Source organism: Pseudomonadota bacterium, assembly GCA_022361155.1.
GTDB lineage: Bacteria > Myxococcota_A > Polyangia > Polyangiales > JAKSBK01 > JAKSBK01.
The window spans coordinates 1-6803 of sequence record JAKSBK010000028.1 but is presented as its reverse complement, the minus strand read 5'-3'; the positions used below and the strand labels follow the sequence as shown (position 1 = coordinate 6803).

The window sequence follows — 6803 nt, the reverse complement described above, 5'->3', positions numbered from 1 at the left end:
AGCCCTTGCGTCGATGCTCGGGAAGTACCTGCGCGAGCTGGCCATGGAGAGGCAGAACAGGTTCTACGCTCGGCATGGGCGGCACCTTGCGGCAGTGAGCGGCTATCACGATCCGCGCACCCGCCGTTTCATCGAGCAAAGCCATGAGCTGCGCCGCCGTCTTGGAATCGAGCCGCGCTGTTTCGAACGCTAGGTCGTTCCCGTCCCGAAACTCACTCCCGTCGCCTGGCTTGCGGCGCGGGGCCCTCGGACCGGCCACGACCACGACCACGACCACGACCACGACCACGATGTCGTCGCAACCCGCTGCCGAATCGTCCAGCCTGCAATACGCCCTCACCAAACTTTTCTCAAGACATCTGATCGATCATCAGAGCGCTGCGTTTCCTCAGGGTCAGGCATCCATTTCGAACGGGAACGGGCGTTTCGGGATGACCGGTTAGAACCCTGAGGAGGCGTGGGTTGTCTCCGCGGGTCGCGAGTCGGCGCCCTGCAGCAGCGCGTGCACGAGTGCTTGGTCGGTTGCAGGCAGCGGTGAGGGCATTTCTCCGGCTTGCTGGTTTAGCCACGGCCAGCGGGGCGGTCCCGGCAGGCAGCCCCATGCGCGCTCGCGTGAGGAGCACCAGAGGCGAATGTGGAAGTGATCGCCGTGCGGAGCTCCGCTGCTTGGCTGATGCAGAACGTAGCTGGCGCGCACCAGGACGTCGGGATCCTGCTCGTGTTGCGCGGCGTGACTCAGCAGCATGGCTTTGACTCCGTTGGAGCACAGGATCCATTGCACTTGCACTTCGGGATCGGTGAGCAGGGTGCGCACGAGGTGCCAGTTGCGAGCCGAGTCGAAGAACAACGGCCTGAGCGATCCTCTCCTCGCGCTGTCCTCTGCGCGCCGGTGTGGCAGACCCGCGCGATCGAACACCGGCCAGCCCGGACCGTCCACTGTGCGACCCCAACCATCCGTCACATAGAAAAGCACGTCCGCGTCCAGGCCCGTCCTGTGGCTGGCGTGCCGGTGATGACGGCCCCCGCCGGGTCCCGAGAGATCGCCTACTCGAAGTGGGGCACCCCCGGGAAAGGCCCGGGCGACGCTTGCCGCCGCGCGCTGGAGCGCCCGCACGAGCTCGGGAGTACCCCAGCGGGTACTACCTCCGGGTCGCACACGCACGAACCCGGGGCCACGATCGGGCAGCGCCTCGCCGCCCCTCAAGATGCCGTGCCACGTCGCGCCAAAAGGGACCGTCTCCGTGGCGGGTGCAGCCTGGCCCACGCATGCGGCCGAGCCTAGCCCGATCAGCGTGGTCAGCAGGGCAGCGCCCGGCGAGTTTGCGAGGCCGCGGTAGTTACCCATACGTCGGCGAGTCGCGATGACCAGGAACCCTGGTGCACAGTATGGCCGTGTCCAGCTCCCGCCGCCAGCGCCCAGCTCGACGCGTCTGACAGGTTTCTTTGGCCATGCACGTGAGCCGGTGGGAGCCGTTGTGGGCGGACCCGCTTTCAGGTGGCCTCTGGTGCTTTCTTGACGTATACAGCCCCCCCGGTGCCTTGCAGCAGTAGCGAAGCCGATGGCTGACAGCGGACCCATGGACCAGTTCTCAGCTCACCTTGACCGGGGTTGGGATCTGTATAATCGGGGTGATCTAGCGGGCGCTCGGCTGTCAGCGGAGAAGAGCCTCGAGCTCGATGCGCAGTCTCCAGAGGCTCACCACCTGCTGGGCTACATTCGTGCCGCGGAAGGTAGTCCCGAGGACGCGCTCGAGCACTACAGGCAGGCTGTGGAGCTGGATGAGCGATTCGTAGAGGCCATGTTGGATGCGGCCGGAGTGCTCATCCACCCGTTGCACGATTTTGACGCTGCTCTGGAGATGGTGGATGAAGCTCTTCATGTTGCGCAGTGCACGGACGAGGTCGCAGACGCCTTGCTCGTCAAGTTCGACGCGTTCATGCATCGAGGCGACTGCGAGTCGGCTCGGGCGCTTGCCGGTTCGTTGCCGAGCGGTCCTTTCGATAGCGTGCGGCTCGAGTTCGGTGTCGGTCGGGCACGTTTCGAAGTGGGTGACCTGCCAGGCGCGGAGCCCCTGCTGCGCAGCGCTGTGAAACGCGATCCGCTATATGCAGAGGCCCACTACTTCCTGGGCCTGTTGCTGGATGCCAAGGACGACACACGCGGCGCCACGCTCGAGTTTCTCAAGACGCGCAGCCTCGACCTACAGCAGCCGCCGCCACGCTGGTCACTGTCATCGGAGCAGCTGGAAGGGCGCGTGAAGGCAACCATCGAGGAACTCCCGCCAGCGGCGCGCAAGGCCGTCAAGCAGACGCTGATCGTTGTCGGCGATCTGCCGGGCGCGGAGATCGTGGTGGACGGTATGGACCCGCGCGCGGGAATTCTGCTGGATGAGGTCAGGGGGTCCGAAGCGAAGGCCGGCGCTGAAGTGGGCCGTCTGTTCATCTATCAGCGCAACTTGGAGCGGCTGGCCGGCAACGCTGTGGAACTCGACCGGGAGCTGGCACAGTGCTTGGGCCAAGAGCTCGCTGCCGTGTTTCCCACCTTGCGCGGCGTGCTGGGCGCCCAGGAACGCGGGACAAGCGTGAGGCCCCAGGTGCCCATCGACCGACATTGACCGGCTAGGGCGAATCCAGCTCCGATCGAGCAACCAAGCACGTTCGCGGGCTAGAGCCTGGGTTGCAGGGCAGCGAGGTCTTGCTGCATGCGGGCTTCGACCTGGCCGACTTGCTCGCGCGCGCGCTGCTCTGTCCAGCCTAGAAGATCGCTCATACGCGAGGCGATCGGCTCGAGCAGAGACGTGACCGCGTTGGGTTTGTAGAGCGGCAGTCGCAGCCGCCGGTATACGACGTCCAAGAGGGTCGCCCCACCCTCATGCAGCACGGCCCAGTCCACTTCGCCCCGTAGCACGATCCCGTCGTCGCCGAGCGGACGCTGATCGAGCTTGACCACGTCCACCGCTTCGCTGCCGTACAGCATGCTCAGCCGCTCGGCGCACTCCCTTGCCAGCTTGAAGCTCGCGCCGAGGGTCGCGCTGAGCGGCCCGACATCGCCGTCGAAAGCGCCGCCCGGCAGCGGCGCAATCTTGCGCGGGGCTTTTGGCCAGGCTCCCCCTACGACCTTGCCGGCCTCGTCGAGGGCCCGCTTGGCGATCATGCGGTAGCCGGTAAGCTTGCCGCCTGCAACCGATACCATGCCATGGGCCCCGACGAGCAGCTCGTCTCTGCGCGACACGTCTTGGCTGCGCCGGCCGGGCTGCGCCACGAGCGCGCGCAGTCCCGCCCACGCCCAAACGCACGAGCCAAGCGCAGGTGCCTGCCGGCCGCAGTAGGCGCTGACCTCTCGCAGCAGGTAATGCAGCTCATCCGAACCGATTTCCGGCCAGTGCACGGGCCTTGCCTGTGTCGCCGTGTCGGTCGTGCCGAGGTAGACGATGCCCGCGCGGCGCACCGCGAACAGATAGCGAGCGTCCGACGAACGCAGCACCAGCACATTTTGCACGGGCAGGAGCTCGGCCGGCATCACTACATGAATACCCCTTGACCACTGCAGCACCGGCCTTGCGCCGGGATCTTCGAGAACACGCAGGTGCTCGAGCCAGGGGCCCGATGCATTGATCAGGGCGCGGCTGCGCAGCGTGAGCCTGCGTCCGCTGAGCCTGCAGCTCACACCGACCTCGTGGGCGTCGAAACGATTCGCGATGCGATCGACCAGAGCATGGTTGATCACCAGCGCGCCGGCTCGAACGGCCGCCCGCAGGTTCGCAAGCACCAGACGGGCGTCGTCCGTCAGGTACTCGCGGTACGCGCACGCGAACGGATAGCGCTGCCGGTCAAGCACCGGCTCGTGGCGTTCGAGCTCGTCGCTGTTCCAGATCCGGTGGCGATCCTCGGAAGCTACTTGGCCAAGATGCTCGTAAGTCATGACCGCGAGCCTGAGCAGAGTCAGTGCAGCTCGGCTGCGTGCGGGAAGCACAGCCCAGCAGGGCTGGGCAAGGTGCGGAGCCAGGTGTCGAACGGTCTTGCGCTCCCGGGCGGTCTCCCTGACGTGCGCGAACTCTCCCAGGGCGAGGTAGCGCAAACCGCCATGAATCAGCTTCGTGGAGCGGCTCGAGGTCCCCGAAGCGAAGTCGTCAAGCTCCACCAGAGCCGTGCGCAGCCCGCGCTGTGCGCTCTCGCACGCGATGCCTGCTCCAGCGATGCCGCCCCCGATCACTACGCAGTCGAACAGCCCTTGCTCGAGCGCGTCCAGGGTCGCCGGTCGTTGCAGCGCGGAAATGCGGGCGCTGTCCGCTGCTGTCGGGCCTTGACCGCGACCGACTTGGTGGAGCGCCTTCACGGCTTCGACGGTTCGTTCACGAGCAGCCAGTACATTCCCAGCTGCGCCACCACGGCTGCGAACTTGTTGAAGTCGACCGGTTTGACGATGTAGCTGTTGACGCCGAGGGAATATGCCGTTCGCAGGTCACGGTCCTCGTGCGATGAAGTCAGAACTACCACCGCAATGGTCCTGGTCTTCTCCCTCTGCCGGAGCTCGCGCAGCACTTCCAGACCGTCGACCTTCGGCAGCTTCAGATCGAGAAGCACCAAGCGAGGTCGCCGATTCGCCGCGTTCTCCCCGAAGAAAAACTCCAGCGCCTCGGCGCCATCTTCGACGTGATGCAGATGATTCGCGAGGTTGCGCTTTTGCAGCGCGCGGATGGCAAGCTCCGCATCTTGGGGGTTGTCTTCGACCAGAAGAATCTCGATCGCACCCAGCCTTTCATCCATGGTTCGACTCCTCTTGGGGCAAAGCGAACTCGAAGGTCGCTCCGTTGCCGGGCGTGCTTTTCGCCCAGATGCGCCCCCCATGGCGCCTGATGATTCGTTGCGCCAGGGCGAGACCAACGCCTGTGCCTTCGTAATCTCGTTCGCTGTGGAGGCGCTGAAACACGCCGAAGAGCTTGTGCGAATACCTGGGATCGAATCCAACACCGTTGTCTCGGACCCAGAAGCGAGTCTCACCGCTTTCGGAGCGGCTACCTATTTCGATGACGGCCCCTTCACGAGTGCGTGTGTACTTGACAGCATTGCTGAGGAGATTGACCCAGACCTGGCGCAGCATGGCCAGGTCACCTGCTACGGGAGGAAGCACCGAGAGTCGGAGATCGACTTGCCGATCTGGCTCCTGAGCCTTGGCTTGTTGGAACGCCGCGCGGGCGAGAGCTGTCATATCGATTTGCTGGAGCCTGACCACTCGGCGGCTCATCCGAGAAAAGCCCAGCAGATCCTCGATGAGCCGCCCCATCTTCGATGTGCTCCTTCGTATGACACCGATCAGACGACGACCCTCGTCGTCCACCTTGTCGCCGTAGTCATCTTCAAAAGCTCGCGCGAATCCATCGATAGCTCTCAAGGGTGCCCTGAGGTCATGGGACACGGAATAGCTGAATCCCTCCAGCTCCCTGTTTGCGACTTCGAGCTCCTCTGACTTCCTGGTCAGCGCCTGCTGCGCCCTTTTTCTTATTTGATCAATTTTGAACGACAACATGATGATTGCGCAGATCTTGGTTAGCGGTTTCAGGCGATCGATCAAGTCTTCACTGTAGCCACCGGGGGCGTTCGCAAGCCCGAGCATACCCACGTACTCTCCACCCGCATGCAGCGGAAGCCCGAGAAAAGCGTTGATTGCCGGGTGGCCTGCAGGAGTCCCACCGCGCCTCGGGTCGTTGACGGCATCGTTCGCGATGACGGGCTCGCCGGTCCTCATGGCTGCGCCATACAGGGAATTCAGGTTGTCAAACTTCATTTCGCCGGACAGGAGCTTCGCATAGATAGCACGACTTTGCTCGTCCCAGGCGATGTTGGTGATCGACCGTGCTTCCAGGTACATCTTCCCATCGTCGGTACGCAGCATCTCATGGATGAATCCATACTCGCTGCGGGTGACATTCAGGAAATTATCTAGCATTCTATGGAATATATTTCTCTCAGAATCAACCGTAACGAAGTCGGTTTGCGCGCTGTGAATCACTTCAAGAAGGTTGAACGAGTCGAACGTACCGCGAAGGGCAAGCCGCTCGCCGTCACGCCGGCGCAGCTCCTTGATCAGGTCCCTCTTCCTCCATTTGCTGTAGTCTATTGCTTCGCGCTGCGAGATTCTCTCCCGATCGCTCATGAACCGGGTCTCCGAACTCGAGCCGACGCGCGCGCCGCACAGCACATCGGACGGACGGGGGCGCCTGTGCTCATGGCGCCCAGAGTCTAGCACGAGGATTGCCGAAGTCGTGTCTCGCCTCTACGACTCACCCACGTGGGTTACCAGGGGGGATGCTGTTGGCGGCGCGCGCCACTACTTGCACCAGGCCGCTGTTGCCGTCGACCCGGAGCCGATCTCCGCTGCGAATGACGCGCGTTGCCTGCGGCACGTTGACTACGGCTGGTACGCCATACTCCCGAGCGATGACCGAAGCATGCGACAGCATCCCGCCCGCCTCCGTCACGACCGCACCTGCCAAGAGGAAGGTCGGCGACCATCCCACATCTGCGTGCATCGTCACCAGAATCTCGCCCGGGCGAAACGAAGGGATCTCCGAGGCTGAGCGCAGCACCCGTGCCGGTCCCTCTGCCGTACCGCCGCTCGCGCCCACGCCCTCGAGGTCGTCACCAATCGGCGCGCGGGTCCTGCTGGCAGTCGGATAGCCAACGAAGGTCGCGGGAGGATCGGGAAGCGCTGCGTCGCGTTCGTACTGGACTCGCCTGCGGCGAACTATTTGACGCACGCTGTTGAGCTGGCCGCGCAGCAGGGCGTGCAGCTCTTCGAGGGT

At 64.1% G+C, this 6803-nt stretch carries 7 protein-coding genes; 1 reads left to right on the top strand and 6 read right to left on the bottom strand.

The window, feature by feature from the left end:
• The coding region (locus tag MJD61_00845; protein ID MCG8553827.1) for a hypothetical protein at window positions 1-340 on the bottom strand (340 nt) is incomplete at its 3' end.
• Window positions 341-439: 99 nt separating this feature from the next.
• Window positions 440-1345 carry a penicillin-insensitive murein endopeptidase gene (locus tag MJD61_00840; protein MCG8553826.1) on the bottom strand — a complete coding sequence of 302 codons (906 nt, stop codon included), beginning with the start codon at window positions 1343-1345 and terminating at the stop codon, window positions 440-442.
• Window positions 1346-1559: 214 nt separating this feature from the next.
• Here MJD61_00840 and MJD61_00835 point away from each other — a divergent pair, with 214 nt between their 5' ends.
• On the top strand, window positions 1560-2615 hold the full coding sequence (locus MJD61_00835) for a tetratricopeptide repeat protein (protein MCG8553825.1): 1056 nt from the start codon (window positions 1560-1562) through the stop codon (window positions 2613-2615).
• A 50-nt stretch (window positions 2616-2665) separates the two neighbouring features.
• Here MJD61_00835 and MJD61_00830 read toward each other — a convergent pair whose 3' ends face one another.
• The 4 genes from MJD61_00830 to MJD61_00815 all read right to left on the bottom strand — a co-directional run.
• Window positions 2666-4336 carry a glycerol-3-phosphate dehydrogenase/oxidase gene (locus MJD61_00830; protein MCG8553824.1) on the bottom strand — a complete coding sequence of 557 codons (1671 nt, stop codon included), beginning with the start codon at window positions 4334-4336 and terminating at the stop codon, window positions 2666-2668.
• Window positions 4333-4767, bottom strand: coding sequence for a response regulator (locus MJD61_00825; GenBank protein MCG8553823.1), 435 nt, complete (start codon window positions 4765-4767; stop codon window positions 4333-4335). The genes MJD61_00830 and MJD61_00825 overlap by 4 nt, the downstream gene beginning before the upstream one ends.
• Window positions 4760-6154 carry an ATP-binding protein gene (locus tag MJD61_00820; GenBank protein MCG8553822.1) on the bottom strand — a complete coding sequence of 465 codons (1395 nt, stop codon included), beginning with the start codon at window positions 6152-6154 and terminating at the stop codon, window positions 4760-4762. The genes MJD61_00825 and MJD61_00820 overlap by 8 nt, the downstream gene beginning before the upstream one ends.
• A 127-nt stretch (window positions 6155-6281) precedes the next feature.
• Window positions 6282-6803 (bottom strand): PEP-utilizing enzyme (locus MJD61_00815; GenBank protein MCG8553821.1); only part of this gene is annotated, 522 nt, incomplete at its 5' end.